19 protein-coding genes and 7 pseudogenes are annotated in these 26,015 nt (G+C 53.3%); 10 read left to right on the top strand and 16 right to left on the bottom strand.

Annotation, left to right across the window (positions count from 1 at the left end; genetic code table 11):
• Positions 1-812: 812 nt before the first annotated feature.
• The 5 genes from CS369_RS05515 to bioB all read right to left on the bottom strand — a co-directional run bounded on the left by CS369_RS05515 (position 813) and on the right by bioB (position 5,045).
• Positions 813-1,217, bottom strand: coding sequence for a hypothetical protein (locus tag CS369_RS05515; protein ID WP_374191035.1), 405 nt, complete (start codon positions 1,215-1,217; stop codon positions 813-815).
• 185 nt (positions 1,218-1,402) lie between these two features.
• Positions 1,403-2,083 (bottom strand): dethiobiotin synthase, encoded by a 681-nt coding sequence (gene bioD, locus CS369_RS05510; RefSeq protein ID WP_196906323.1) that lies wholly within the window; start codon positions 2,081-2,083, stop codon positions 1,403-1,405.
• Positions 2,076-2,837 carry a malonyl-ACP O-methyltransferase BioC gene (bioC, locus tag CS369_RS05505; RefSeq protein ID WP_196906322.1) on the bottom strand — a complete coding sequence of 254 codons (762 nt, stop codon included), beginning with the start codon at positions 2,835-2,837 and terminating at the stop codon, positions 2,076-2,078. The genes bioD and bioC overlap by 8 nt, the downstream gene beginning before the upstream one ends.
• On the bottom strand, positions 2,830-4,002 hold the full coding sequence (gene bioF, locus CS369_RS05500) for an 8-amino-7-oxononanoate synthase (RefSeq protein WP_196906321.1): 1,173 nt from the start codon (positions 4,000-4,002) through the stop codon (positions 2,830-2,832). The genes bioC and bioF overlap by 8 nt, the downstream gene beginning before the upstream one ends.
• 5 nt (positions 4,003-4,007) lie before the next feature.
• Complete coding sequence (gene bioB, locus CS369_RS05495; RefSeq protein ID WP_196906320.1) at positions 4,008-5,045, bottom strand: biotin synthase BioB; 1,038 nt, start codon at positions 5,043-5,045, stop codon at positions 4,008-4,010.
• 132 nt (positions 5,046-5,177) lie between these two features.
• On the opposite strand from bioB, the gene bioA reads away from it, so the two are divergent.
• From bioA to CS369_RS05470, 5 genes and pseudogenes are all read left to right on the top strand, one after another.
• Positions 5,178-6,470: an adenosylmethionine--8-amino-7-oxononanoate transaminase gene (gene bioA / locus CS369_RS05490; protein WP_196906319.1), complete on the top strand. Its 1,293-nt coding sequence runs from the start codon at positions 5,178-5,180 to the stop codon at positions 6,468-6,470.
• A gap of 125 nt (positions 6,471-6,595) precedes the next feature.
• Positions 6,596-7,007 (top strand): annotated as a pseudogene (locus tag CS369_RS05485) (CidA/LrgA family protein).
• On the top strand, positions 7,007-7,702 hold the full coding sequence (locus tag CS369_RS05480) for a CidB/LrgB family autolysis modulator (RefSeq protein ID WP_196906326.1): 696 nt from the start codon (positions 7,007-7,009) through the stop codon (positions 7,700-7,702). Before CS369_RS05485 ends, CS369_RS05480 begins: the two are co-directional and overlap by 1 nt.
• Positions 7,703-7,890: 188 nt before the next feature.
• Positions 7,891-8,778, top strand: a complete 888-nt coding sequence (gene cdd, locus CS369_RS05475) for a cytidine deaminase (protein WP_196906318.1) — start codon at positions 7,891-7,893, stop codon at positions 8,776-8,778.
• A 180-nt stretch (positions 8,779-8,958) separates the two neighbouring features.
• Positions 8,959-10,656, top strand: a pseudogene (locus tag CS369_RS05470) (NAD-dependent malic enzyme).
• A 61-nt stretch (positions 10,657-10,717) separates the two neighbouring features.
• On the opposite strand, the gene gsiD reads toward CS369_RS05470, so the two are convergent.
• The 4 genes from gsiD to CS369_RS05450 form a co-directional block, all read right to left on the bottom strand.
• Complete coding sequence (gsiD, locus tag CS369_RS05465) at positions 10,718-11,623, bottom strand: glutathione ABC transporter permease GsiD (RefSeq protein ID WP_196906317.1); 906 nt, start codon at positions 11,621-11,623, stop codon at positions 10,718-10,720.
• Positions 11,624-11,632: 9 nt separating this feature from the next.
• Positions 11,633-12,553 carry a glutathione ABC transporter permease GsiC gene (gsiC, locus tag CS369_RS05460; protein WP_196906316.1) on the bottom strand — a complete coding sequence of 307 codons (921 nt, stop codon included), beginning with the start codon at positions 12,551-12,553 and terminating at the stop codon, positions 11,633-11,635.
• 106 nt (positions 12,554-12,659) lie between these two features.
• On the bottom strand, positions 12,660-14,240 hold the full coding sequence (gene gsiB / locus CS369_RS05455) for a glutathione ABC transporter substrate-binding protein GsiB (RefSeq protein ID WP_196906315.1): 1,581 nt from the start codon (positions 14,238-14,240) through the stop codon (positions 12,660-12,662).
• Between the two features lie 27 nt (positions 14,241-14,267).
• Entirely contained in the window at positions 14,268-16,178 is a 1,911-nt protein-coding gene (locus tag CS369_RS05450; RefSeq protein ID WP_196906314.1) for a dipeptide ABC transporter ATP-binding protein, read from the bottom strand.
• A 351-nt stretch (positions 16,179-16,529) separates the two neighbouring features.
• Here CS369_RS05450 and CS369_RS25070 point away from each other — a divergent pair.
• The 3 pseudogenes from CS369_RS25070 to CS369_RS24460 form a co-directional block, all read left to right on the top strand.
• Positions 16,530-16,703, top strand: a pseudogene (locus tag CS369_RS25070) (molybdopterin molybdotransferase); the annotation flags it as partial.
• Between the two features lie 21 nt (positions 16,704-16,724).
• Positions 16,725-17,478 (top strand): annotated as a pseudogene (gene moeB, locus CS369_RS05440) (molybdopterin-synthase adenylyltransferase MoeB).
• Positions 17,479-17,543: 65 nt separating this feature from the next.
• Positions 17,544-17,696 (top strand): annotated as a pseudogene (locus tag CS369_RS24460) (nitroreductase); the annotation flags it as partial.
• Positions 17,697-17,741: 45 nt separating this feature from the next.
• On the opposite strand, the gene CS369_RS05430 reads toward CS369_RS24460, so the two are convergent.
• Complete coding sequence (locus CS369_RS05430; protein WP_374191034.1) at positions 17,742-18,641, bottom strand: lipid kinase; 900 nt, start codon at positions 18,639-18,641, stop codon at positions 17,742-17,744.
• Between the two features lie 338 nt (positions 18,642-18,979).
• Here CS369_RS05430 and CS369_RS24835 point away from each other — a divergent pair, with 338 nt between their 5' ends.
• Positions 18,980-19,309 carry a hypothetical protein gene (locus CS369_RS24835; RefSeq protein WP_307833660.1) on the top strand — a complete coding sequence of 110 codons (330 nt, stop codon included), beginning with the start codon at positions 18,980-18,982 and terminating at the stop codon, positions 19,307-19,309.
• Between the two features lie 15 nt (positions 19,310-19,324).
• Positions 19,325-20,430, top strand: a pseudogene (locus CS369_RS24830) (diguanylate cyclase).
• On the opposite strand, the gene CS369_RS05420 reads toward CS369_RS24830, so the two are convergent.
• The 6 genes and pseudogenes from CS369_RS05420 to CS369_RS05395 all read right to left on the bottom strand — a co-directional run bounded on the left by CS369_RS05420 (position 20,427) and on the right by CS369_RS05395 (position 25,954).
• A complete protein-coding gene (locus tag CS369_RS05420; protein ID WP_244664784.1) occupies positions 20,427-21,209 on the bottom strand; it encodes an AEC family transporter in 783 nt (260 codons plus the stop codon). The pseudogene CS369_RS24830 and the gene CS369_RS05420 overlap by 4 nt on opposite strands.
• A 366-nt stretch (positions 21,210-21,575) precedes the next feature.
• Entirely contained in the window at positions 21,576-21,743 is a 168-nt protein-coding gene (locus CS369_RS05415; RefSeq protein WP_196906313.1) for a YqaE/Pmp3 family membrane protein, read from the bottom strand.
• A 147-nt stretch (positions 21,744-21,890) separates the two neighbouring features.
• The gene (locus CS369_RS05410; RefSeq protein WP_196906312.1) at positions 21,891-22,442 is read right to left on the bottom strand and encodes a hypothetical protein; all 552 of its coding nucleotides are present in this window, start codon (positions 22,440-22,442) and stop codon (positions 21,891-21,893) included.
• Positions 22,421-23,881, bottom strand: a complete 1,461-nt coding sequence (locus CS369_RS05405) for an Ig-like domain-containing protein (RefSeq protein WP_210769479.1) — start codon at positions 23,879-23,881, stop codon at positions 22,421-22,423. The genes CS369_RS05410 and CS369_RS05405 overlap by 22 nt, the downstream gene beginning before the upstream one ends.
• Positions 23,882-24,007 (bottom strand): annotated as a pseudogene (locus CS369_RS25065) (Ig-like domain-containing protein); the annotation flags it as partial.
• Between the two features lie 15 nt (positions 24,008-24,022).
• A complete protein-coding gene (locus CS369_RS05395) occupies positions 24,023-25,954 on the bottom strand; it encodes an Ig-like domain-containing protein (protein WP_196906309.1) in 1,932 nt (643 codons plus the stop codon).
• Positions 25,955-26,015: the final 61 nt, after the last annotated feature.

Raw genomic sequence — 26,015 nt, 5'->3', positions numbered from 1 at the left:
ATGTTCCATTACGTCAGGTTAAACATGGGGTTATGATTCTCCCACCATGATCGGGGAAGACCCATATAAAAACAGCATCCAGTCATTTGTTGGCGAAAATGATGCGCGGAGTAAATCTTCGGCCAGCGTAGGACGTTGGAAAGGGGAAAGCGAGCGCGAAAAGCGCTAACACAGCGTTACGCATTTATCCAGTTAAAAATGTGCTATTTATCCCCCGAATGCGTATTTATCTTAACAAAGTGGTTAGACCTGTGCTGTAAAAACATGCAACCATCAGCCAGAGGTAAATCGAGACTTGATTTTAATTAACTGACTGATTTATAGCAATTAAACAAAAAAACAGAGAATCACATCAACTCAACCAAAACCCGCGCCAATCCTCGCTTGCCACCGTTTTTCTAAACCTAATGCACATGGTTATCCACAGAAGTAGTGGATAACTCCCACAAGCCCGCATGCCTGCTGCTTTAGTGAAATATCTTATCGTTATGGGGCTGAGGGAAATCAGGATTTTTTTAGCGTTTTTGCAAGGATTTCACTTATGCATGGCTTTTTGACGTTTTGCACAAAAAAGCCGCTTGGTAACGCAAGTTGAGCCCTCACCAGCAAAGGGAAGCTAAAGTTACCACTGCCAACACGAATCTTATGGTCACTCTGCATAACCATAAGATCACAGTGTTTATGAGCAGAAATCATTCAATGAATTGTGACTGTGTAAGTAACCCTTATTGTTTCCTCTGCAACAGAATAAGTGTGCGACTGTTTTATAATGTTACACTGTGTTCCGGCTCCATATCCTATATAGTCTCCTGTTAGAATTCATATTTCGCTCCATAGATAAGTTCTTGTTTTGTTTCTGGATCTAATAAATCTGACTGCGATAAAATTAGCTTACAGCATTTTTCCATGTAATCTAAAAGTCGAATCTCCCCTTTCGCATTGTCATCGTCTTTTCCTTTGCCTGCGCATTTATGTACTTCGACGGTAACGGTGCCAGTTTTGTTATTTACTCCTGGTAGCAAGAATGATACTGAATATCCATCAATGTCATCAAGGGTAAGGGAATCGGGAATCAGCTCTGGCATCCCCAAAGACTCCTTTAATAACGTGTCTGACAAAGATTGACATAATTTAGTATATAGTCTCTCATTAGCACGACGTATGCCACCGGCAGTGAAAAAATTAATGATATGTTCAAGAACCCCCTTGGGGGACATTATCTTATTTTTTCATCCTCAGATTCAACGCCAGCAGCACATATTGCCATATTACAACACTCACTAATCGTCGTCATATTCATTACCTTAGATAGAGATAGTTATTGTATAGAACATAGATTATGTTCAGAGATAAAATATCTGTAGAAGGCAAACACCTTATTTTTAGGCAACTATAATGATATTCAGACACACAACAGAGTAATATCCAAATACGCCCCCAAATTTAGTGTATGTGGCGTATCGACATAAGGAATTTCGCCAAGCAGCGGCGCAAGAAGATGGCGTTGCAGCGTCTCCAGATAATCTTGATGCCAGCGTCCGGACGGTTGAATATCGTTAGCAATCCAGCCCGCCAACGTCAATCCAGCCTGCGTAACGGCCTGAGTCGTCAGTAACGCGTGGTTGATGCAGCCCAGTTTGATGCCCACCACCAGAATCACCGGCAGTTGCTCGTGCTGTACCCAGTCGGCATACGTCTGCTGCACCGTCAGTGGCGTGAACCAGCCACCCGCACCTTCCACCAGCACCCAATCGGCCTTTTCGGTCAAGGCCGCCAGACCGCGCGACATCACTTCGAAATCAATGGGCTGCTGCTCAACCCGGCTCACGATATGCGGCGAGGTTGGCTCAATAAACACCAACGGATTGACCTCATCGTAAGTGAGCGACACGCTGCTGCGCACTTGCAGATGGCAAGCATCTTCATTACGAATGCCCTGTGGGGTCATCTCCGCACCGGAAGCTACTGGCTTATAGCCCGCACAGCGATACCCTGCCCGTGCAGCGGCCTGTAGCAATGCGCCGCTGGCGATGGTTTTGCCCACTTCAGTGTCTGTTCCGGTAATAAACCAACGTTTAGACACGATAAATAATTCCATAAACCAAATGATAACTGAGGGGAAAGCCGCCGGGAGAAGCAGGATAAACCTGCGCCAGCGCTTGTAACCGCCGCCGGGTAAGCAAACCGCGCAAACGATCGCCATGTAGCCAGGTGGCGCCAATCCCTTTCAACGAGTGCATCACATCGCTCACGGTCGCAAAACGGTAGCTCAGCGTGTGCGGGTAGAGCCGATGACGATAAGGGCGACAGGCATCGGCGATTTGTGCCAACGGCAAAAAATCATTGACACGTTTTGATCCATCCAAGCTCAGCCATGCTTGCGCCAGTTCGCCGAGGGAACCTTCAGCCAGCGTAGAAAACACCACCGCGCCGCCGGGATGCGTGGCCCGATAACAGGCCGCAATCGCACGCGGCAGATCTTCGCACCATTGCACCGCCAGATTGCTGAAGCAGAGATCGATGCTGGCATCCGCTAACGGCAAATGCTCAATATCCCCTTGTACGTAGGCATCTGCACTGTGTTCAGCCGCAGCCTGTTGCAACATGCCAGCAGAAAGATCCAAGGCGATCACCTGTTTACCCAGCGCGCGCCAGCGTTGACTGAAATGGCCGGTGCCGCAGCCCGCATCCAGTATCCGCTGTCCGGCAAGCGGTAGCGCCAAGGTCATCAGATGCTCACCGCTGGTGCGTTGCAGTTCGGCAAATCGGGTGTAGCACTGTGCCGCACGACCAAAAGCCTGCGCAATGGCCCGTTTGTTATGCAATTCATTATTCATTGACACCCTCTCCTTGCTCATGCGCCGCCGTGCGCAAAGCGGCAAGCAGACGGGCTATGTCATCATCCGTGTGGCTGGCCGTCAGCGTAATACGTAGCCGCGCACTACCGGGCGGCACGGTGGGTGGGCGCATCGCACTGACCCAGAGTCCCCGTTCACGCAGACGCTGTGCCACGCGCAACGCGGCAGCGTTGTCGCCGACAATCAACGGTTGAATGGCACTGTGGGACGACATCAAGGTAAAAGGCAAATCCCCAGCTCCGGCGCGAAACTGAGCAATATGGCGGCCTAGCCTGTCACGTAGCGCGTCACCCTGCTGAATACAGGACAACGCCGCGCGTAATGCGCAAACCTGGGCCGGTGGCATGCTGGTGCTGTAGATCAGATGACGGGCAAACTGCAAGAAATAGTCGGCCACCGATTCGCTGCACAACAGTGCAGCCCCGCTCACGCCAAACGCCTTGCCGAACGTCACGACCAGCAATTCGGGTTTTACCCCCTGTTGCCAGCAACTGCCGCGGCCCTGCTCGCCGCACACGCCTATCCCGTGTGCATCATCCACCATCAGCCAGGCACCGTGCGCCTGCGTCAACGCATGCAGTGCTCCCAGCGGTGCGCTGTCACCGTCCATACTGAAAATACCTTCCGTGACGGCAAGGGTTTCGCCCGGGCAATCCCCTTCAAACAGGCGTTGCAGCGCTGCCGGCTGATTGTGCGCAAAGCGCCGCAAGGTAGCCGGTGACTGGGCAGCGGCTTCCTGTAATGACGCATGGCTGAGCTTGTCCGCCAGAATGCGATCTTGCCCCTGCATCAGGGCGGCAACCACCGCTTGATTCGCGGCATAACCGGAGACAAACAGCAGCGCACGCGGATAATCCAGCCATTGCGCCAGTTCGCCTTCCAACGCTGCATGCGCATCGGTATATCCGGTGACATGCCCTGAACCGCCGCTACCCACGCCATAGCGCATTGCACCGGTTTGCCAGGCATCAATAATGGCCGGATGCTGGCTTAAACCCAGGTAGTCATTGCTGGAGAAATTCAGGTAGCGCTGCCCCTGCTGCGTCAACCAACGTCCACCGCCCTGATTAATAATGCGTGAGCGGTAAGCATCTTGCTCACGGCGCGCGATCAGCGCCGCGTCTATACGTTTTTGCCATCCCATCAGCGTCACACAGCAGCGTTATAGAACTGTTCGGTATCGGCTTGCAGCACCTGCTGTGCCAGCCGCATCTGCTGTTGGTTGTCACCGGCCTCCGTTTCCGTTTGCTGAGGATTGAGACCCAGTTTACGAAACAGGATCAAATCCTTATCTTCTTTCGGATTAGGGGTGGTCAGCAGCTTGCAGCCATAAAAAATGGAGTTGGCACCGGCCATAAAACACATGGCCTGGGTCTGTTCGCTCATCTGTTCGCGACCAGCAGACAGGCGCACGTGAGAGGTCGGCATCATGATGCGTGCGACGGCGATAGTGCGGATAAAATCGAAAGGTTCAACGTCGTCGTTATCTTCCAGCGGCGTACCTTTTACTTTCACCAGCATATTAATCGGCACGCTTTCCGGCGGCGTCGGCAGGTTTGCCAGTTGCACCAACAATCCGGCGCGATCGCGCACTGTTTCACCTAATCCGACAATGCCGCCGGAGCAGACTTTAATTCCCGCGTGACGCACTTTGTCCAGCGTATCCAGCCGTTCCTGATAGGTGCGGGTGCTGATGATGTTGCCGTAGAACTCCGGCGAGGTGTCCAGGTTATGGTTATAGAAATTCAGCCCGGCGTCAGCCAGTCGTTCCGCCTGATCGCCGTGCAAAGTGCCTAACGTCATGCAGGTTTCCATCCCCATTTCCTTGACGCCTTTCACCATCTGTTCCAGATAAGGCATGTCGCGCTCATGGGGGCTTTTCCAGGCAGCTCCCATACAGAAACGGGTTGAGCCTGCCGCTTTAGCCTGACGCGCGGAATCCAGCACCTGCTCGACCTGCATCAACCGCTCCGCTTCCAGCCCGGTGCGATAACGCGCACTCTGCGGGCAATATTTGCAATCCTCCGGGCAGGCACCGGTTTTGATGGAGAGCAGCGTGCTGACCTGTACCTGGCTCGGATCAAAATGCTGGCGATGCACCTGCTGCGCCTCAAACATCAGCTCTAAAAACGGTTTATCAAACAGTTGCTGCGCTTGCTCCAGCGTCCAGTGAATACGTTCTGCCATATGGTTGGCCTTTTTGTTCGACAGGGTGCCATGCCGCCAATGCGACATGAAAATGTGGCGTAAGTGTAAATGACAACGCTATACTGTCAACCATACGAGTGTTAATTTAGTTTACAACACGGTTTATTGATAATGTTGCTTTCGAACGCAGACCTGGAATTTGATCAACGCCATATTTGGCATCCTTACACCTCAATGACACACCCCCTTCCCTGTTATCCGGTGGTAGCGGCGCACGGGTATCACCTGCAACTGGACGATGGGCGAGAACTGGTGGATGGCATGTCTTCCTGGTGGGCGGCGATCCACGGCTATAACCACCCGCGTCTGAACCAGGCCTTGCAGCAGCAAATAGCTCAAATGTCGCATGTGATGTTTGGCGGCATTACGCACCCTCAAGCTATCGCGCTATGCCAACGGCTGGTCACTATTACGCCTGCGCCGTTGGAGTGTGTGTTTCTGGCCGACTCCGGTTCGGTGGCCGTGGAAGTGGCGCTCAAAATGGCGCTGCAATATTGGCAGACACGCGGCGAGCGTCGGGCGCGCTTTTTAACCCTGCGTCACGGCTATCATGGCGACACCTTTGGTGCGATGTCGGTGTGTGACCCGCACAATGCCATGCACAGCCTCTATCAGGGATATCTGCCTGAACACCTGTTTGCCGATGCGCCACGCAGCCGCTTTGATGGCGAGTGGTATGAGCCTGATATCGAGCCGCTACACGATATGCTGGAAACGCACAGTCACGACATCGCCGCCGTTATCCTTGAACCGGTGGTTCAGGGCGCAGGCGGAATGCGTATCTACCACCCCACCTACCTCAAGCGCGTGCGCGAGTTGTGCGATAACCACGGTATCTTACTGATAGCAGACGAAATAGCGACCGGATTTGGTCGTACGGGCACGCTGTTTGCCTGTGAACATGCCGATATCACTCCCGACATTCTCTGTCTGGGTAAAGCGCTGACCGGAGGATACCTGACGCTGTCAGCCACCTTGACCACGCGTAACATCGCAGACACCATCAGCAACGGCGAAGCGGGTTGTTTTATGCATGGCCCGACTTTTATGGCTAACCCATTGGCCTGTGCCGCCGCCAATGCCAGTCTTGAACTGCTGGCAGACGGGGGATGGCAGCCACAGGTGATGGTGATTGAGCGCCAATTGCGCGCTGAATTACTGCCATTACTGGATGCCGCGTTGGTGGAGGACGTGCGCGTTTTGGGCGCGATTGGCGTACTGGAAACCACACGTCCTGTGAACGTGGCGCGCGTGCAACGCTTTTTTGTCGAGCGCGGTGTGTGGATCCGGCCTTTTGGTAAGCTGCTGTATGTGATGCCGCCCTATATTATCTCGCAACAGGCGCTAACGCGCTTGACCAGCGCACTGCGTGACGCCGTACAGCGCCCTGAATTGTTTCAATAATGAACGTTTTCAACAGCAACCAGTTTCAATAACAACGGGGAAAGTCAGCGGGAAAAACCTGTGATCTGTGGCACACCAAATTGATTAGCGCTATGATAATCGCCTCAGCTTATCAGGAACTTCCCATGCGTAATATGACAATCCTTTGCGGGCAGTATTTACGCGCTTTCGCACTTAATTTATCTGTGTCTGTTCGCAGGTAATGCGATATCCGCGTTACTCCCGCTGACTATTCCCGGCAGCATTATCGGTATGCTTATCCTCTTTGCTCTGCTGGCTTCGCAGATCCTTCCTGCGCCTTGGGTAAAACCTGGCTGCCATTTGATGATTCGCTACATGGCGCTGCTCTTTGTGCCTATCGGCGTGGGCGTCATGAATTACTATGATCTGCTGAGCAAGCCGTTTGGCCCCATCGTGGTGTCCTGCCTTATCAGTACGCTGGTGGTAATGCTGGTCGTCGGTTTTTGCACGCAGTTGATGCAACGTGAACACATCATCACCACACACGAAACACCGGATGAGGAAGGGAAAAAATGATGTTGTCCAACATCTGGTGGTCATTACCCCTGACTTTGCTGACCTTCTTCGCGGCGCGCAAGTTGGCGATAAAATGCAAAATGCCACTGCTAAACCCCCTACTGGTGTCGATGGCTATACTGATCCCGGTATTGCTGCTGCTCAATATCCCTTACAAAAACTACTTGGCGGGCAGTAAAGTGCTGAACGATCTGCTGCAGCCCGCCGTGGTGGCGTTGGCGTTTCCGCTCTATGAACAGCTTCATCAGATCCGTGCGCGTTGGAAATCCATCATCAGCGTCTGCTTTATCGGCAGTATGGCGGCCATTATTTCCGGTACGCTCATTGCTATGTGGTTAGGCGCCACGCCCGAGATCGCCGCATCAGTGCTGCCTAAATCGGTAACCACGCCCATCGCTATGGCGGTCACAAGCACCATCGGCGGCATTCCTGCCATCAGCGCGGTCTGTGTGATTTTTGTCGGCATCCTCGGTGCGGTCTTCGGGCACACCCTGTTTAATCGCGTGGGTATTCGCACCAAGGCAGCGCGCGGACTCGCTATGGGGACGGCGTCACACGCGCTGAGCACGGCCCGTTGCGTCGAGATCGATTTTCAGGAAAGCGCGTTCAGCTCATTGGCATTGGTGATTTGCGGCATCATGACCTCGCTGATTGCGCCTTTTATCTTTCCGCTGCTGATACAACTGTTTCACTAGCGACGGAGATGATGCAGACGGTGCGATAATCGCAACGCCGTTGCATTCTGCTCGATAATTTGAGATATATCGCGCAGAATGCATCTTAATTTCAATAAGTTCACGTTCGACGAGATAATGATCACGATTTATTGATAGGCTACTTTTACCCTGACAACAAACAATAATGGCAAAAAGAGTACATCGCTATGCATCCACGATATCACGCCCCTTTTGCACAACTTTCTGACACACTGCAACACGCCCTGCTGTCGATACTTGAACGTCCTGACTTTGTCGGGATGTTGCTTGCTGACGACGTAACGACCCTTTGTACCCAATGCGATCTGACGCCAGAGACGCTAGCCTACGCCTTACTCCCCCTTGCGGCTGCGTGCGCCATTGCGCCTATTTCTCAATTTCAAGTGGGTGCCGTTGCTCAGGGCGAAAGCGGCAACCTCTACTTTGGCGCCAACATGGAGTTCACCGCAGTGCCGTTGCAACAAACGCTGCACGCGGAGCAGAGTGCCATAGCCCATGCCTGGCTGCGCCAGGAGCGCGGTTTGACCAGTATCACGGTGAACTACACGCCCTGCGGGCACTGCCGTCAGTTTATGAATGAACTGAACCGGGCGAACACGCTGCATATCCACCTGCTGGGGCGCGAACCCGCGCAGTTGCACCACTATTTACCCGATGCCTTTGGACCGCAGAATCTGAACATCACCACACTGTTGATGGATCCGGTCAATCACGGGCGCACCCTGCTCGATGCCGATCTGCTAGCGCAGACCGCGTTAGACGCCGCCAACCGCAGCCATGCGCCATACAGCAATGCGCTGAGCGGCGTCGCGCTGGAAACCGATCGCGGCACGGTGTATACCGGGCGCTACGCAGAGAATGCCGCGTTCAACCCCAGCCTGCCGCCGCTTCAGGTGGCATTAAACCTGATGAATCTGGCCGGTGAAGATATTCACAGCGTGCGCCGCGCCGCGCTGGTTGAGCCACGCAATACCACCATCACTCAGTGGGTGATGTTGCAAATTATTCTGGCGGAAGCCGGGTGTACCGACGTTCAGCAGCACTTTATCGACTGATACAGCGCCCAAAAATGATGAACAAACCGGGGGGCATTGACAAAATTTTGTGACGCAAGTCATGTGTAACTATTTTAATTAACATTTTCTGTACATATTTTTTGGGTAATTTAAGATCCGCGCTGTCATGTCGTGTCATTACCTAAATTCGTTTCTGTTACCCGAAGAGTAAGAAAAGTCATGGAATTAGAATACGAAAGCAAACGCGCCCTCTACATCCCTTATGCTGGCCCTATCCTGTTGGAATTCCCTTTGCTGAACAAAGGTAGCGCCTTCACCAATGAAGAGCGTGCCAACTTCAACCTGCATGGCCTGTTGCCTGAAGCCGTGGAGACCATTGAAGAGCAGGCAGAACGCGCCTGGCGTCAGTATCAGGAATTCAAAAATGATATGGAGAAGCACGTCTACCTGCGTAACATTCAGGATACTAACGAGACGCTGTTTTACCGCCTGCTGGACGCACACCTGACCGAAATGATGCCGATCATCTACACCCCTACGGTCGGTCAGGCGTGCGAACACTTCTCAGATATTTACCATCGTGCTCGCGGCTTGTTTATCTCCTATCCGAACCGTGAAAACATCGATGAAATGCTGCAAAACGCCAGCAAGCAGAAAGTGAAGGTGATCGTGGTCACCGACGGTGAGCGTATCCTTGGCCTGGGAGATCAAGGCATCGGCGGCATGGGGATCCCGATCGGTAAGCTGTCGCTCTACACCGCCTGTGGCGGCATCAGTCCGGCTTATACCCTGCCCGTCGTGCTGGATGTGGGCACCAACAACCCGCAGCGCCTGAACGATCCGTTCTATATGGGCTGGCGTCACCCTCGCATTACCGGCAAAGAGTACGATGCCTTCGTAGAAGAATTTATTCAGGCGGTAAAACGCCGCTGGCCGAACGTGTTGCTGCAATTTGAAGACTTTGTGCAAAGCAATGCCACGCCACTGTTAAACCATTACCGCGATGAAATCTGCTGCTTTAACGACGACATTCAAGGCACCGCCGCCGTGGCGTTAGGCAGCCTGATTGCCGCCAGCCGTGCTGCTGGCACACCACTGCACGATCAGACGATCACCTTCCTGGGTGCCGGCTCCGCCGGTTGCGGTATCGCCGAGCAAATTATCGCGCAGATGAAATCTGAAGGTCTGAGCGAAGAAGAAGCGCGTGCCCGCGTGTTTATGTAGGATCGCTTCGGTCTGCTGACCGACAAACTGCCGAACCTACTCGATTTCCAGAGCAAGCTGGTGCAGAAGAGTGAATTGCTAAGCGAGTGGGACGTTGCCAGCGATGCTATCTCACTGCTGGAAGTGGTGCGCAACGCTAAGCCGACTATCCTGATTGGCGTTTCAGGTCAGCCGGGTCTGTTCACGGAAGAGATCATTCGTGAAATGCACACCCACTGCGCGCGTCCTATCGTGATGCCGCTTTCCAACCCGACCTCCCGCGTGGAAGCGCGTCCGGAAGATATTATCCGCTGGACCGACGGTGCCGCACTGGTCGCAACCGGAAGTCCGTTTGCGCCAGTTAAGCACAAGGACACTCTGTTCCCTATTGCCCAATGCAACAACTCCTATATCTTCCCCGGTATTGGCTTGGGCGTGTTGGCTTGTGGTGCCAAACGCATTACCGATGGCATGCTGATGGCTGGCAGCCGCGCATTGGCAGACTGTTCACCACTGGCCAACAACAGTGAAGGTGCTTTGTTACCTGACCTGAAAGACATCCAGGATGTGTCTCGCCGTATCGCGATGGACGTAGCAAAAGCCGCGCAGTTGCAGGGTGTGGCAGAAGTGACCTCTAGCGATACGCTGGCGAAGGCCATTACGCACAACTTCTGGCAACCGCAATACCGCAGCTATAAACGCACCTCGTTCTAAGCGTTTCTGCTACCTGAAACACAACGGCCCCGACAATGGGGCCGTTTTTATTTGTGTTGCGCTACGGGCGTAATTTGGGGTCAAGCGCATCGCGCAAACCATCCCCCAGCACATTAAACGCCAGCACGGTCAGGAAAATTGCCAGGCAGGGAAACAACGCTACGTGCGGTGCCATTACCATATCGGCCCGCGCCTCATTGAGCATCGCGCCCCACTCGGGCGTCGGCGGCTGCGCCCCCAGGCCAAGAAAAGAGAGGCTGGCCGCCGTAATGATCGACATGCCCACACGCATCGAAAAATAGACCACAATCGACGAAAAGGTGCCGGGAAGAATGTGGCGCAACAAAATGATGCGATCGGATGCGCCAAGGCTACGCGCCGATTCCACGTACGTTTGCTGTTTCAACACCAAGGTATTACCACGCACCAGACGCGCAAAGGCCGGAATGCTGAAAATCGCCACTGCAACAATCACATTGGCCATACCGCTGCCCATCACCGCCACCACGGCAATCGCCAGCAGAATGCCCGGAAAGGCAAACAGCACGTCGCACAAGCGCATAATCAGCCGATCCCAGATCCCTTCATAGTAACCGGCCACCAGCCCCAGTAATGTACCGATGATCATGCCCACCACCACGGACAAGATGCCTGCCGCCAGCGAAATACGCGCGCCGAGCAGAATACGGCTGAAGATATCGCGACCCAGCGCATCAACGCCTAGCCAATGCAGCGAAGAGGGGCCCTCATTCAAACGGTCATAATCGAAATAATTTTCCGCGTCGAACGGCGCCAGATAAGGCGCAAGCAGCGCCACGGCAATCAGTAACAACACAAAGACGCCCGCCATCACGGCGGAGCGCTGCAACAAAAAACGCCGCCAAAACTCACCGAACGGAGTGTGAATGGTAGTTTCCCGCAGCAGCGGCAGCTTTGCCAGCATGGCCTTACGTCGCCAATGTTTCATCGCGGTTCCTTATCGATAGCGAATTGACGGGTTAATTGCCGCATAAAGCACATCCACCAGCAGGTTAATAACAATAAACTCTAGCGAGAACAATAGCACCAACCCTTGGATTACGGGATAATCGCGCATCTCCACCGCGTCCACCAACAAGCGCCCCAACCCCGGCCAGTTGAACACTTTTTCCACCACGATAGACCCGCCCAGCAGAAAGCCAAACTGAAGTCCCATCATCGTCACCACTGGGATCAGCGCATTGTGCAAACCATGTTTGGTGATGACCAAAAATTCACTGACACCTTTAGCGCGTGCGGTACGCATGTAATCTTCTTGCAGCACATCAGCAAAGGATGCACGCGTGAAACGCGCCATCACGGCGGCAACGGCAGCGCCGAGGGTAATCGAGGGTAGAAGATAGTGACGCCAACTCTCCGCGCCGACGGTGGGTAACCAGCCCAGTTCAACGGAAAACACCTGCATTAACAGCATCCCCAACGCAAACGATGGGAATGACAGGCCGGATACCGCCAGTGTCATCCCCAGACGGTCGGGCCAGCGATTGCGCCAGATAGCGGAAATCATCCCGATGCTCATGCCGAAGATAACCGCCCACACCATGCTGGTTAAGGTAAGCCAAAGCGTCGGCAGGAAGCGGATGGCAATCTCATTGGCGACTGGGCGTTTAGAGGCCATCGAGGTGCCCAGATCTCCTTGCAACACATGGGTAAAAAAGCGCCAGAATTGTTCGTAGAGCGGTCTATCCAGACCTAAATCCTGCCTGACCATGGCAATCACGGCGGCATCAGCCTCACGCCCCGCCATCAGGCGCGCAGGATCGCCCGGTAACAGGTGCACAAACATAAACACCACGACCAGCACAATCAGCAAGGTGGGGATCATGCCCAGCAGCCGTTTGAGGAAATAATTCAGCATAACAACATAATTATCCTTCTTGTTTCATTGTCTGGCATGACGTTCTCTGCCCCCTGTTTTACACACGGCGGCAACACGGAAATTACCAGGTTCTCAACCGCGTCTATCACGCGGCTGAGAAAAACCCTGCATGCGCCAAATCAGCCTCATCAAAACTGAATGCGGTATCAGGCATCACGTAGAACCCGCTCAGTTTCTTGTTGTTAGCTGAAACCAGCTGTTCCGTCACCAAAAACGCCCAAGGCGCATCCGCCCAGATTTTGTCCTGTGCGTCTTTATACAGTTTTTCCTTCTGCGCGCGATCGGTGGTCTTCAACGCATTCGCCAGGTCGGCATCCACCTGCTCGCTGCTATAAAATGCGGTATTAAACAGCGCCGATGGCCAGGACGCCGTGGCAAACAGCGGTGTCAGCGCCCAATCGGCTTCCCCGGTTGAGACAGACCAGCCGGTGTAGAACAGGCGCACACCGGTTTCCTTCACGCCCTTGCCTTCCACTTCGGCGGCACGCTCCCCGGCATCCATAGCGGTAACCTGCACTTTAATCCCTACCTGCGCCAACTGCTGCTGGGTGAATTGCAACACCTTCTGCGCCGTGCTGTGGTTATGCGATGCCCACAGTGTGGTCGTGAATCCATCCGGGTAGCCCGCTTCTTTCAACAGTTCACGCGCTTTTGCCGGATCGTAAGGCCATGGTTGATACTGCTGGGCAAAATCGATGCTCTTTGGCAACGGTCCCTGTGACGGCACAGCGTAACCGGAGAATGCTACTTTGATCAGCGCGTCTTTGTTAATGGCGTAGTTAATCGCCTGCCGCACCTTGATATTGTCAAACGGCTTTTGCGTGACGTTAAAGCTGAGATAGCGGTGCAAAATAGAAGGCGATATCACCACCGCCAACTGGTCATTTTTCTCCAGCACCTTGGCTTGCTCAAACGGCACCGGGAAAGCGAACTGCGCTTCGCCCGTCTGGAGCAGTGAGGCACGCGTGTTGTTATCCACCACCGGACGCCAGGTAATGCTGTCGAGCTTGGGCAGCCCCGCACGCCAATAACCGGAGAATTTCTCCACTTTCACATAGTCCGTCTGGTTCCAGGTTACAAACTTGTAAGGGCCGGTTCCCACCGGGTGAAAACCAATCTCCTTGCCATATTGCTGCAACGCGGCAGGCGAAATAATCACCGCCGCAGGGTGTGCCAGGTTGTTAATAAAGGCCGAGAACGGCTGTTTCAGCACGATTTTCACCGTCTGCGGATCCACCACTTCCGTTTTGGCAATCACCTTGAACAGGTTATAACGTTTTAGGCGATTTTCCGGATTGCTGGCGCGATCGAGGTTCACCTTCACCGCCTGTGCATTGAAATCGGTGCCGTCGTGAAATTTCACACCAGTATGCAGTTTGATGGTATAGGTCAGGTTATCGTCGCTGACCTGATAGCTTTCGGCCAGCACGTTGACCAACTTCATGTCCTTATCGAAACCAAATAGCCCCTGATAGAACGATTTCGCTACCGTTTGCGACAAGGTGTCGTTGGCATCATAGGGATCGAGCGTGGTAAAGTTGGATGCCACTGCTATTACAGCATCTTTCGCCGCCCAGGCAGGTGCAGACGCCATCAAGGCTGCCGCAACTGCCAGAGCCCCCGAACGTTTGGCAGTGAGCAGATTAACGCGAGTCAAAAGTGTCATTGTGGTCGTATCTCCCTGTATCTTCTGTCAATAAGCGCCCGCAATCGCATGGTGGGCCACATAGTGCCGTTCACCCACCTCAATCAGCGGTGCGATCGTTGGTTCATCGCCCAGCGCTCGAACAGGGCTGGGTATATCATCCGCCAGCAGTGCATGGCGGTGATGGCGGCGGCCCGGATCGGCGATCGGTACTGCTGCCATCAGTTTACGGGTATAAGGATGTTGAGGATTCTCAAATACCGCCTGACGCGGGCCAATTTCCACAATCTGTCCCAAATACATCACAGCAACACGGTGACTGATGCGCTCCACTACCGCCATATCGTGAGAAATAAACAGGAAAGCGATACCGTATTCCTGCTGCAATTCCATCATCAGGTTGACGATTTGTGCACGGATAGAGACATCCAACGCTGACACCGCCTCATCGGCGATCACCACTTTGGGGTTTAGCGCCAGTGCGCGCGCAATGCATATGCGTTGCCGCTGTCCGCCAGAAAACTCATGTGGATAGCGTCCGGCATGTTCTGGCAACAGCCCCACCCGTTTGAGCAGTTGCGCCACCCGCACTTCAGCAGCCTGCTTATCCATCACCTTGTGGACCAACAGCGGCTCCATGATCGAGAACCCCACCGTCAGGCGGGGATCCAGCGACGCATACGGGTCCTGAAAAATCAGCTGAATATTGCGGCGTATCCGGTGCAGCGCCTCGCTGCCCAGACCGTCAATGCGCTCACCGGTGAAGGTAATCGTGCCGCGCTGGCTCGGCACCAGTTGCAACAAGGCGCGCGCTGCCGTCGATTTTCCGCAGCCAGACTCCCCGACTAGCGACAGCGTTTCACCGGGGTAAAGATCGAAACTGATGTGTTCCACCGCATGTACCTGATGGGTAACGCGGTTGAGTATTCCCCGGCGCAGCGGAAATCGCGTGACCAGATCGCGCACTTGCAACACGGGCGTCGAGGGTTCGGGTAGGCTCGCCGATGTCCGGCTAGCCGCGGCTTGCGGGGCAATCGCCTGCCCCTGGGCGTCGGTGAGATGCAATGAAAACGGTGCCGGTTCACTACGCCCGCGCATCTCTCCTAACGTCGGTACAGCCGCCAGCAATGCACGGGTATACACATGCTGTGGCGTGGCAAATATTTCGCCCACGCCCGCGTTTTCGACACGGTGGCCGTTATTCATCACCAGCACGCGATCGGCCACTTCCGCTACCACGCCCATATCATGGGTGATGAAAATCACGGCCATCGCCATTTCGCGCTGCAATAACTGAATCAGTTGTAAAATCTGTGCCTGAATAGTGACGTCCAACGCGGTGGTCGGTTCATCGGCTATCAGTAATGTTGGCTTACAAGAGAGCGCCATGGCGATCATGATACGCTGGCGCATACCGCCTGAAAGCTGGTGCGGATAACGACCCAGCACGCTTTTCGCTTCTGGAATTCTGACCAGATCGAGCATGCGCAACGCTTCTACCTTCGCGTCCCGCGCAGACATACCCTGGTGCAAACGGATGGACTCGGCAATCTGCTCTCCAACGGGAAACACCGGGTTGAGCGAGGTCATTGGCTCCTGGAATACCATCGCCATGTCCGCACCGCGTAAACGGCGCATCTCACGCTGGCTGGCAGTTGTGACATCCAGAATATGGCCGTTACGACGGCGAAACAGAATCTCACCGTGATGAATATCGCCCCCTGCCTGCTCGATCAAACGCATGATCGCTAACGCTGTGACCGATTTTCCAGAGCCGGATTCACCGACGATCGCCAACGTCTCACCGCGAGCAACCGTCAACGAGAGACCGCGGATCACCGATATCGGCTCCCGCTGCGCGTGAAAACGCACGCCGAGTGACCGCACTGATAGAATCTGCTGTTCCGGCAGAATCAGTGTAGTATCAGCCACTTCACGCACGGGCGCATGGGATATCATGAACGGTTTCTCTCCTTGTTTAACGTGTAGCGGAATCAGTCCGTTTGAAAAACGGTTTTAGTTTTATTTAGCATACTGAGGGAGGTTTAGCATAAAACTGCCGTGCAATGAATAAAATATGTCTCTTATAACATTTCGTTACAGCACATAATCAATCTATATATACCTGTTCAGTCTTAAAGGGTACTACTCCCTGATGATGCAGTTTCCTGCCATAACCTTGACGTTGTCACGTTCACCCGCTGGGTATTCTCTGACATAATAGCGTTCACTTTGCTGGCATAATTCCAGTGCACTGTATCGCGTTTTGCCCGATCTCCCGGCGCAAAGACGCCGGCGAATGGAGTCATCATGGAAGCATTTACCTCAAGTTTACTCGCGCTTGAGCAAGCGCTGCAACGTATGCTAGCGCTGGTTTCACCACTGGCGCAGACCGAAATAGTCTCTCTTGAACAGGCTGCGGGCCGCATTACCGCCACCGATATAACCCCCCCTGTCGACGTGCCCGCATTTGCCAATGCCGCGATGGATGGCTATGCGGTGCGCATGGCCGATCTGGCACAGGGTGATGCACTGCTGCCCGTGGCAGGGAAAGCCTTTGCCGGTAACCCGTTCGTTGGTGACTGGCAGGAAGTGCTGAAAGCAGCCAGCGTACTGGTGGTGGGGTTGGGCGGCTTGGGTTGTGCCGCAGCACAGTATCTGGCAGCGGCGGGCATAGGGCATTTGACGCTGCTGGATTTTGACACCGTAGCGCTCTCCAACCTGCAACGCCAGATTTTGCACCGTGATGCACGTATCAACATGGCAAAGGTCACCTCTGCCGCTACGGAACTGGCCGCGATTAATCCTCATATTGTACTGGAGTGCATTATTAACGACGATCTGGCGGATGAAGCCTTGCAAGCGCTGGTAACGCGCCATCAGGTGGTATTGGATTGCACCGACAACGTGGCGATACGCGATCGCCTTAATCGCTTTTGTTTTCACAGCAAAACGCCGCTGGTTTCTGGTGCTGCCATTCGCATGGAGGGCCAGATCAGCGTGTTTACCTACGGTGATCAAGAGCCCTGCTACCGCTGCCTGAGCCGACTGTTTGGTGAAAACGCACTCACCTGTGCCGAAGCCGGGGTGATGTCCCTCCTGGTCGTTATCATCGGTGCTTTGCAGGCGATGGAGGCGATCAAACGGCTGGCGCATTTTGGCGAACCGGCGGTCGGTCGGTTGGTGTTGTATGATGCCATGACCACACAGTTTCGCACGATTACCCAAAAGTCCACACTGTGAGGTGTGCGGACACTGATCTGGCTAGGGTAGCGCTGGTTACCCCCCATAGGTTGAGCACATTTTTGCTTAGCAGCTATTCTTCACAACCCGCTGATTGATGATGATGTGAAAAAAGCATGGAATTTACCCGCGCAGTGGAAACTGCGGGCGCAGTTACCGTTCGGCTCCATTGAGCAACCGGCCGGTGAGAAAACCTATATTGATGACGAAACCCGTTTTCACGTTTTCAAATAAGGAATAAACCGCACTGACGTTCAGGGGCGTATTTACGCCTCTGAATCAGCGCGGAGCAAACACCTCAATGGCTTTCTGTTCAATGGTAAAATGTGCTGGTGTGCGGCCAATCAGCTCACCATCCGCGTTGATATCGTGCGGTCGCCGGGTGTTCAGTATCAACTCCGTCGTGGAAAAAGCCCGCACCTGACGCCAACGCCCTTGAGTACCACGGCGTAGAAATGGGATCAACGCAATCATCTGCCACCAATGGGTTACTTCAAGGCTATAGACATCAAGCAGCCCGTCATCTGGCGCGGCGCGCTCTTCTACCGTCATACCGCCACCATAAAAACGCCCGTTACCCACTGAGATTTGTACCGTTCTGACACGTTCGGCCGTGCCTTCATGAACAATTTCCGCACGAAATGGCCGACTTTGGCACAACAGCTTACAGGCAGCCAGCGCATAGCCGAGCGTTCCCCAGCGTTTTTTGGATTCGGCGGTCAGTTCACGCGCCAAAGCAGCAGAAAAACCGATACTGGACACGTTAAAGAACAGGTGACCGTTCACCTTTCCTAAATCTACAGCTCGACGGTGACCAGCAACGATAACAGAAATGGCGTTTTTCAGATCGAAGGGGATACCCAACGTGCGAGCAAAATCATTGGCCGTTCCCAGCGGTAGCACTCCCAGCGGCAATCCTGTCGCCACCAGGCCCGGAGCGGCCGCGTTCAGGCTGCCGTCGCCGCCACCGACGATGACACTATCGATGCGATCGGCATAATGCTCGATCAATTCGCTGTAGGTCATCGTCAGGTCTGCGTTGGGAACGATCACCCGCAGTCCCTGCGCCGTCAGCTGAGCCAGCACCTCTTTGCGTGCGCAGTCGCCCTTCCTTGATTTTTCATTAATCAACAGCAAGGCGGTGGCGGGTTTCTGTTGGCTTGTCATCATCGGCGGCATGATTGTCTTTCCCGTATGGCGTGCCTAAATAACCCTCGATTTAACCACAGGATAAATCGCTCGCTCAACCCCCCTTGCCGAAGGCGACATTAGTCTACAAAACATGACATTGAATGGCTTTCGACTTTCGCTTGAGCAACATTTGGAGAACGCGCAACAGAAATGACACACCTGTTTGCCGTTTTGTCAGGCGACTGCTTAACTTCAGTTAGCTCCATGTATCATCTTGATGCATAATCAGCGGCGTCCTTTACTCCCGCTCAGAACACTATGAGGGTACAGCTTTGCGTGTAGATCTAATGACAAGCGCTGTATGGTTAAATAAAACACGAGCAGCCATGTTGTTCACTGTCATGCTACTGACCGCATTTCTGATCATCAGTTGGACCAGCTTTAAAGTGGCTCAACAATCGCTAGAAGCGGAGATCAAAGAAAATACCCTGCCTCTCACCAGTGACAATGTCTATTCAGAAATTCAGCAGGATCTGCTGCGCCCTATTTTTATCTCCTCGCTGATGGCACACGATACCTTCGTGTGCGACTGGGTGTTGGATAATGAATCCGATCCGCAAGCCATGATCCGCTATCTGCGTGAAATCGATAATCTCTTCGATACCATTTTTTCCTTTTTTATTTATGACAAAACAAAACGTTATTATGATCCGTAGCGGATTTTAAAAACCATGTCAGAGAGCGTTCAAGAAGATCAGTGGTATTTTCAGGCACGCGAACTTTCGGATGAGCATACTTATCTCATTGACGTGGGGCACGATCCGGAAAAACGCGACCGCCTCGATATCTTTATCAATTACAAGGTCAAAGACTACAACGGTAATTTTATCGGCATTGCTGGCGTCGGTATTTCGGTTGAAAAGGTCAAACATTTGATAGAAAAATATCAGGAACGTTATCGTCGAACCATCTATTTTACGGACAAGAGCGGCCTGGTGGTGTTACACAGTGATGATTTTCGCAATGCGCTAAATATCCACCATCAGCCAGAATTATCCGCCCTCGCTACAGCCATTTTAACCAATCCAGGCGGCAGCTATCAATATGACGACGACGGTCCGGTATTTCTCAATACGCGTCTGATTCCCGAATTTGACTGGTATTTGATGATAGAACAACGTAGCCACCCCAGTGAACATCGGCTGTGGATTACGTTGATGAAAAATCTGGGCGTCAGCCTGGTGGCAAGTCTGCTGTTTCTGTTTTTGCTGTGGTTAACCATCAGCGGCTACCAGCCTCGCCTCGAACGCATGGCCACCACGGATAAGCTGACCGGTGTGATGAATCGCCAGGCGTTTGATTATTTTTTCAAACGCCTACGTGACATGCGTTTTACTCATCGCAAACCCATGTCAATCCTGATCCTGGATATCGACCATTTTAAACGGGTTAACGACGCCTACGGCCACGGCGTGGGCGATTTGGTGCTGCAAAATATCGCACAGCTTCTGCTGCAGGCGATCCGCAGTTCCGATCAAGCGTGTCGCTGGGGGGCGAGGAGTTTGTGGTGTTACTGGATGATTGTACGCTGGAGAATGCGCTGCAACGGGCTGATATTCTGCGCCGCGCAGTGGAAATCGCCGAAGTGTCATACCAGAAAGAAAAAATCCACATCACCATCAGCGTGGGCATCACCCAGTATCGCGAAAATGAGAATCTGGATACCTTTATCAATCGTGCCGATATTGCGCTGTATCGTGCCAAACAGCTGGGCCGCAACCGGGTAGAAAGTGCGGACAACAACGCGGAGCGTCATCGTCGCACCCCAACGCTTTAAAGCTGCATACTGGTCAGCAGCACGGTCATTATAACAATGCTTATCATGATCGATGCCGAGTTGGCAAAGCTGGCAACCACGGATAAATTGCCGCTAAAGCGCGACGTAAATATCGGTGACAATGAAGAGAGCGGCGCAAACACTACTACCGCTAACACTTGACGGATCTTCAACGGCAGGGGCGTGAAGAAATAGAACAAGCAGGCAAACGCCGCTGCGGAACCGTAGCGCAGCAGCAAGATGGTCAACACGTGTTTCAACTGCGAGCGTTCGATATTGATCTCAAGCAGCATGCCGACAAAGGGGTTGGCATTGCCCAGCGTGGAGACCACCAGGGTTATCTGAGGCGGCAAATGCCATCCCATCAAGGCAGCAATCATCAGGAACACATAGACATCAAACGGCACGGATGAAAACAAGCGTTTGATAATGTTAAGCCAACCGGAGCTTCTGCCAGTGGCAGCCGGCGCCGCGGCAAAGCTCCCCCCGGTACAGATGACCGAGTTACCGGCGTCGAACAAGCACGTCGCCACAATACCAACCGGCCCAAGAAAACTCTGCACATAGGGCCGCGTAAAACAGCCAATGTTATAACCGGGCGAGTTGATCATGTAATACGCTTTCAGCCCTTCTGGGCGACGGCAGCCAATCATATAGCCAACACCGAGTAGCAACAAATTACAGCCAAGCCCAAATGCCACCAAAATCAACAGCGAGTGATCGACCTGAAAGCTGGCAAAACCGGTGATAACGGCGGCAGGTAAAGTAAAATTCATCATCAGCTTGGAATAACGCTGTTCCGCTTTCCGGCTGCAACACTCCCCGCCGTTTTAATTGATAGCCAATAATAATAACCAGAATAAATGAAAACGCTTTTATCAGAACATCAACCATCTCTTATCCCCGAAAACGGACCGCACCGCATCAGCCTTGAGCAAGGCTAAATACAGCAGCAGTGAACGCGTAACAATACCATTCTCCGCTACGCCAGTAATGAGGGATATCATGACAATCGCCTTTGATGAGCACAAAAAAGCCAAAGACGTCAACGATCGACATCACAACGATGCTAAAAGCAGCAAATGCTCTTTAACTGAAACACCACGGCACGCCGTGGTGGTGGTGAATACCAGCGATGCGGGCGTTCAGTGCGTTTCAGGCAGGGTCTGCACCCAGAATGCGTGAATCAATCCCGGAATATATCCCAGCAAAGTCAATATGATATTAAGCAAAAACGCCAGCTCTACCCCTTTCCCTAATAACACCCCCAACGGCGGAAGAAGAATGGTTAACACAATACGCCAGAATCCCATGGTCACCTCCGCAATAAATCAAAAGGAACGAGTCACTCGTTCCTTTTGAGCCTAGTACAAAGTAAATACACTGACAATAACGATGTTTTCCAGCCCCTTCTTCGCTACAACCGAATACTACAGCGCAGGCCCCCATGGACATGGCAATCAGTTTCTATTGAAATAGAAATAGCCATGCGCATAGGAATAACTGCTGCCGCCCAGCCACAAGCTGTTAACGATAGAAAAGCGCTGAGTCACATCTCTAAAAATGATTTCATAATACGCCGTAAAATAAGATTCATGATTAGCCCAGCACGAGCCTCTTAGTATGGGACCTTCTATCAATCCCACTCGCTTTAGCACCACAGAAACGGACGCATTTGATAATCTCACCGTTTCTTTTCCCTCATTAAATCCATTAATTTCGGTGAATATGACTATACTCATCGGCGATATTAGTGTCTTATTACCGAACTCACCCATTTTCAGATAGATGTCTCCTGCACCGCGCCAGTCAGTATTGCTACCTAGCCAAGTTGTTCTACAGTAGGACGCGTAGGTACCGTCGCTATACGTAGTGCCAACCTGGGCCACAACTGACGCAAAATCTTTAACATCTGCAATGCCAGCAGAAGCAATTGTCACCGTATTGGTGAACTCCGTCTTCAAGGCCCCCTCCCCCTGAGCCACCACAGTCAGCGTCGCCGCTTTGCCCAAAAACCAGCCGTTGGCGTAATCGTCGTGGTTTGGGGGCCAGTCAACGACGTTTCGGTTTGTTGTGCCAATACCGAACCAGAGGCATCTTTGAGAGAAATTTCGACACTCCGGGTTGTACTGAACTCGTTGGCGTTATCCACACTCCAGGGTACTGACATGTTGTCATCAGTAAACAGCGGGAGCCAGGCACCACTGGTACTAATGCTCCCGCGGGAGATGTAGGATACCGTGCCGACACTCAGTAAGGGGCGGGAGAACACCAACACATCGTGGTAACCAGTACTTGCATGATAAAAATCGTTTGCCAGTACGCTGAGGGTAAGACGGGTTTGGCCTTTACTTACGGCCCCCTGAACAACGCCCGCCTCTGATATATTGATTACACCACTGTTGCTGGATTGCCAGAGGATGTCAGCGTCCGAAGGCACCGATTGCTCCGGAGCCTGAAGCGTAAAGTCTTCTTCATCCGTAGTGCTTACTTCTGCTGTTACAAAACGGATACTCAACGTTCCCTTATCCAGAATATAGGCCACTGAAACTTCACTGGGTCTGAACTGTTCCGTTTCCTGCGTCCTCACCGTTATCAGGGTATTGCAAGGACGCACGGCGGTAAGGATCCCCTCGCTGTTAACGGTCACCACCCCCGTATCATTGCTGCCATACTGTGCTACCAACATGGTCTGCGCATCCGGATTACCAAATCGTGCAGCAACGGAATGGGTTTTACCGTCTGACCAGTCCGCATTGATCGGATTGCTATCGCCAGCGCTGAGCAGCGGATCGGCTTTGGCCACGGTCAGCCGGTAGCTTCCCAGCGCGGGGTTGTATTGCGCATTGCCCGGCATATACACTGAAATTGTCGTTTCCCCTGATTTTAGCAGGGTAACAATCCCCGTTGTGCCATCAACGACGGCAACCCCCTCGTCGGTGCTAGACCACTGTTGCGACATGCCATCTGGCAGTCCCTCAACAGGTTGAGACTCGGTGAAATTCCGTGTAAAGACCACCTGCTGATTCGCATTGGCAAAACGCAGTTCCGGCGTCACAGCACCGACGACAATAGTGATACCGGCACCGATTGAAATACCGTCTGCTTCGGCCGTTAGCGTTACATGCCCTTTAGCCATTGAGGTTGCTTGCGACTGGTAGCTATTATTGCCATTATCGGTTACCGCGCCGCTCGTGAAGCCACTCAACGCCTCCGCACCATTAATCGTCACGACCTTGCCTGAAATGGGGTTACTGTATTGATCTGCAAGGGTGACAGTCAGGTTGGCAGCATCCATACCGTTAGAGCCAAGTATAGTTCTGTCACTACTGAACGTTGACCGGGTGTCATCTATGGCTCCGGCGATTGCCGTCACCGGTTCGGCTTGCAGACTGTTCTCCTCATCCAGATGCACCGTCATACGCAATACACCTGCCGTCTGGCTCTGCACCTACGTGGTGGCAATTCCGTCCTCATTGGTGCGAGAGGTTGGTGCAAAGCTATTTGCCTGCCCGCTCAAGTGCCATGAGACAACCACCCCCGCCAGCACATTGCCATGGACATCCGTTACTCGCGCGCTGTAGGTGACGCCCTACGCATCTCCGGCGGTAAAACTGGAGGTGTTCGCTGCAACCTCAGAAAGACGCCACCTGCTGGTGTCACCCGTTACGGACAACATTCTGCTTTCGTTGAATGCCGAACCGTTGACCACGACGGACAGTAAAGAGTTACCCGCGCGCTCACCGTACACCGTGATTCGGTAATCCCCGTCGGACACTTCATGACTCGCGCTCAGGCTTACCGTATTGTTATCGCTGACTCCGCTGACTGACTGTCCCGCTAACGCATTACCGTGGTTGTCTCGCAATAACAGACGCAGCGTAGCCGTTGTCTGGCCCGCAATGATGGCCGTAGGTTCAAGCGTTAATTGAGAACCGGGTTCATCCGCTGCCGCTGCGCTAAACATCACATCAGGGGCCGCTGTTGCCCCTGACGGCAGGATAGCGCTTACCTGCGCCGCACCAGCCAGCATGCGTGTGAGCGTTACCGAAGCACTGCCGTTATCGTCAGTGTGTGTCATCGGCGCGTCCAACGCGCTACCTTCATTGGCGCTCCAGATAACCGGTATCCCGGCGCCAAGTGCATTTCCGTGACCATCCACCAAGGTAGCCGTGTAGGTCACCCGTTCGCCCACCACTGCTGATGTAGGAGTGACGACTATTTCGCTCTGTATAGCAGCGGTGCTGTTATCCGCCTTCACGGTGAGGCTACCTTGCTGATTCAGAGTGACACCGTCAACGACCGCCGATATCATTGTCATTCCAGCGCGATTTCCGGTAACCATAGCGATATACACAACGTTGGCGACTTCAGTGAACGTCACGGTAGACATCAACAGTTCGGGCGTGTAGGTCAGCGTGATCCGATCGTTGAGATTCCCCAGCAGATTACCTTCAGTATCCCGCGCCACAACCCGCACTGTGGCCTGCTCCAGCGCCGCCACGATGGTGCCAGGGGTTACCATTAGCACCGACCTGTCTGCCGATACCGCACCCGCACTGAAGGTCACCAGACTATCAGCCGTAACCGGCTGCGCTCCGCCTAACACCGCGGAGACAGTACTCTGCCCAGCTTGGGTGCTAGTCAGTGTGATTTCCGCTATACCCTCCTGATTAGTGTGACTGAGCGGAGAGGCCAACGTTCCAAGCGAACTTTGCCAGCCCACCGCAACACCTTCCAGTGCCGTATTGCCATTTTGATCTTGAACCTGCGCCCGCAACCTGATGGTCTCAATACCGTCCGCTTTTGCGGTGGTCGTGCCGATCACTGTCACTGAGGTAAGCAACGCTGTACTTTGGTTAGCCAATAGCCCCAACTCAGCCTGCTTGACGACATCGTTGCTGGTTGCAGTCAGCGTCCAGCTACCTTCCTGCCTGCCAGTGACCAGCGCCTGATATACGCCGCCCCCCAACTCCGTTGCACTAAATGTAATACTGGGTTCATCCGCCGTCCAGCGCACTGTATGCCCCGGTACCGGGTTATCCCAAGTGTCTCTCAGTGTGAGTTGCGCGATGGCGGCACTTGCGCCATCAGTCGTTATCGACTGCGGATGCACATGCAACCCACAGTGTTCAGCTACAGCGACTCCTGATGCGAACTGCACCTGAGCATTGTCGCTGTTACCGTTAAACAGCATTGCAGTCACCTCGGTCGCGCCAGCTTGAGTGCCTGACAGCATGACCAAAGCATTTCCCAACCCATCCGTCTGTGCCACCGTTGCGTTAAGCTGATTATTGCTGCTACGCCAGGCAATACTGGTCTCGGGTACCCGGTTGTTATGCCCATCGACTGCCGTAGCCGTTAGCATCACACCACTTCCTCCTGCAATGGCCGTGGGCGATGCCGCACGTAACGACACTGTTGCATTATGCGTATCAGCCAGCGCATTAAGTGGCAACGTTTGCACCTGCCCATTATACAGTGTCGCTCGCACCTGGATCGCGCCCGCCTTCAGCGTCGTCAAGATTGCAAAAACGCGTCCTTGCTCATCTGTTTGCCCTTGAGTTGGCGTAATAGTGGCTTGA

This window comes from Candidatus Symbiopectobacterium sp. 'North America', from assembly GCF_015762685.1.
Classification (GTDB): Bacteria; Pseudomonadota; Gammaproteobacteria; order Enterobacterales; family Enterobacteriaceae; genus Symbiopectobacterium.
This window is presented reverse-complemented; position numbering and strand designations above follow the sequence as displayed.

Bases quoted from the DNA above. Each gene is read 5' to 3' on its own strand.
- gsiD (WP_196906317.1), bottom strand. From the start codon at position 11,623: ATGAAACATTGGCGACGTAAGGCCATGCTGGCAAAGCTGCCGCTGCTG.
- bioA (WP_196906319.1), top strand. From the start codon at position 5,178: ATGTTGCTTTCGAACGCAGACCTGGAATTTGATCAACGCCATATTTGG.
- CS369_RS05480 (WP_196906326.1), top strand. From the start codon at position 7,007: ATGTTGTCCAACATCTGGTGGTCATTACCCCTGACTTTGCTGACCTTC.
- bioB (WP_196906320.1), bottom strand. From the start codon at position 5,045: ATGGCAGAACGTATTCACTGGACGCTGGAGCAAGCGCAGCAACTGTTT.
- gsiB (WP_196906315.1), bottom strand. From the start codon at position 14,240: ATGACACTTTTGACTCGCGTTAATCTGCTCACTGCCAAACGTTCGGGG.
- CS369_RS05450 (WP_196906314.1), bottom strand. From the start codon at position 16,178: ATGATATCCCATGCGCCCGTGCGTGAAGTGGCTGATACTACACTGATT.
- CS369_RS05515 (WP_374191035.1), bottom strand. From the start codon at position 1,217: ATGTCCCCCAAGGGGGTTCTTGAACATATCATTAATTTTTTCACTGCC.
- CS369_RS05430 (WP_374191034.1), bottom strand. From the start codon at position 18,641: ATGCCGCCGATGATGACAAGCCAACAGAAACCCGCCACCGCCTTGCTG.
- bioF (WP_196906321.1), bottom strand. From the start codon at position 4,002: ATGGGATGGCAAAAACGTATAGACGCGGCGCTGATCGCGCGCCGTGAG.
- CS369_RS24835 (WP_307833660.1), top strand. From the start codon at position 18,980: ATGTTGTTCACTGTCATGCTACTGACCGCATTTCTGATCATCAGTTGG.
- gsiC (WP_196906316.1), bottom strand. From the start codon at position 12,553: ATGCTGAATTATTTCCTCAAACGGCTGCTGGGCATGATCCCCACCTTG.
- CS369_RS05415 (WP_196906313.1), bottom strand. From the start codon at position 21,743: ATGGGATTCTGGCGTATTGTGTTAACCATTCTTCTTCCGCCGTTGGGG.
- cdd (WP_196906318.1), top strand. From the start codon at position 7,891: ATGCATCCACGATATCACGCCCCTTTTGCACAACTTTCTGACACACTG.
- CS369_RS05420 (WP_244664784.1), bottom strand. From the start codon at position 21,209: ATGATGAATTTTACTTTACCTGCCGCCGTTATCACCGGTTTTGCCAGC.
- bioC (WP_196906322.1), bottom strand. From the start codon at position 2,837: ATGAATAATGAATTGCATAACAAACGGGCCATTGCGCAGGCTTTTGGT.